2 protein-coding genes are annotated in these 1618 nt (G+C 72.5%); both read right to left on the bottom strand.

Translation table 11 applies throughout. The features are described from left to right. The coding region (locus tag VGS97_RS11665; RefSeq protein WP_326853396.1) for a zinc ribbon domain-containing protein at positions 1–685 on the bottom strand (685 nt) is incomplete at its 3' end. Positions 686–706: 21 nt separating this feature from the next. Continuing rightward, the gene (locus VGS97_RS11660) at positions 707–1579 is read right to left on the bottom strand and encodes a Nif3-like dinuclear metal center hexameric protein (protein ID WP_326853395.1); all 873 of its coding nucleotides are present in this window, start codon (positions 1577–1579) and stop codon (positions 707–709) included. Positions 1580–1618: the final 39 nt, after the last annotated feature.

The following is a 1618-nucleotide window of genomic DNA, read 5'->3' as shown; positions in this document are numbered from 1 at the left end:
CCGGCGCCGCCGCCTTGACCTCGTTGGCCTCGGCGATGTCCAACTCCAGCCGACAGCCCTCGCAGCGGCGCCGCTTGATCGCGGCAGCCCCTATGCCGCCGTACTGAGCGCGCACCTTCTCGTACAGCGCGACCAGGTCGGTCGGAAGGTCCTTCGCCAGAAGATCGCGCTGCGTCCTGCTGAACGCGACATCCTTGTCCACCGAGGCCCGCTCGCCGGCCAGCGCCGCGGCGACCCGGTCGCGGTCGGCCTCCGCCGCCTCGCGCTGCTTGGTGAGCTCGGCGGTGCGCGCGGCCGCGCTCTCGACCCGCTCCATCACGTCCAGCACGATGTCCTCAAGGTCCGACTGGCGGCGCGCGAGTGACTCCAGCTCGCTTTGCAGACCGGAGAGCTCCTTGGCACTGGCCGAACCGGACTCCAGCATCCGCCGGTCCCGGTCGGCCCGTGAACGCACCTGGTCCACGTCGGCCTCGGCCTTGCGCTGCTCGCGGTCCAGGTCGGACTGCGCGGTGGCGGCCGCCACCACCAGGTCGCGCAGCTGCCCGGCCCGCGTCTCCAGGGCGGCGTGCTCGGCCAGCCGGGGAAGGGTGCGGCGGCGGTGCGCCAACTGGTCCAGCTTCGAGTCGAGCTCCTGGAGGTCGAGCAGTCGCAGCTGGTCGGCGGGCGCGGCGATCACGGCTGGCACCTCAATTCCACTGTTCTCTTCTCACTTCTGCGGCGTGTGCGCCGTCCACGGGTCGGTGACCAGCTTTGACACACGGACCTCAACCGTACCGCGCCCGGGCTCGTCCTCATGCGTCCGCAGCTCATCGAGCCTGGAGCTCAGCACGACCGCGGCGTCGGCCAGCCACGGCCACTCGCTGGCCCAGTGCGCGACGTCGAGCAGCGCCGGTCCGGCGCCGGGCGTACCGAAGGACCCTGCTTCGAGCGCTTCGGACGCAGCGTGGTGACGCAGATCGGCGGTGACGTAGGCGTCGGCGCCCGCCGCGCGCACGGCGGCCAGCAGTTCCCGGCCGTCCCCGGCGCCGCCGCACACGGCCACGAACCGCACCGGCAGCGCCGGATCGCCGGCGACGCGTACACCGCCGCTCGTCGGCGGTAGTGCGAGGGCCACGCGGTCGGCGAACGTGCGCAGCGGCTCCGCCTCCGTCAGCACCCCGAATCGGCCGAGGCCCCGTCTGGGCTCGTCCGGCGAGGGCAGGATCGGGCCGATCACCGCGAGTTCGAGCGTGCGGGCGAGAGCGTCGGAGACCCCGGGACGCGCGACGTCGGCGTTGGTGTGCGCGGTCAGCAGCGCGACGCCGTGCGTGATCAGCCGGTGGACCGCACGGCCCTTGAACGTCGTCGCCGCGACCCCGTGCACCGGCTTCAGCAGCAGCGGATGGTGCGTGACCAGCAGGTCCGCACCCCATGCGATCGCCTCGTCCACGACCGCGTCCACGGGGTCGACGGCGAACAGCACCTTGTGCACCTCGGCCGCCGGATCGCCGCACACCAGGCCGACCGCGTCCCAGGGCTCCGCCCATCGCGGGTCGTAGGCGGCGTCCAGGATCCCGACGACTTCGGCGAGCTTTGGCATAACCGAAATGCTACGTCTCGGTGCCGTGCAGAATGACGC

Origin of the sequence: Actinocrinis sp. (assembly GCF_035946395.1) — a bacterium.
Taxonomy (GTDB): domain Bacteria; phylum Actinomycetota; class Actinomycetes; order Streptomycetales; family Catenulisporaceae; genus Actinocrinis.
This window is presented reverse-complemented; position numbering and strand designations above follow the sequence as displayed.

Excerpts from the sequence above, each read along its gene's own strand:
- VGS97_RS11660 (WP_326853395.1), bottom strand. The coding sequence starts at position 1,579 with ATGCCAAAGCTCGCCGAAGTCGTCGGGATCCTGGACGCCGCCTACGAC.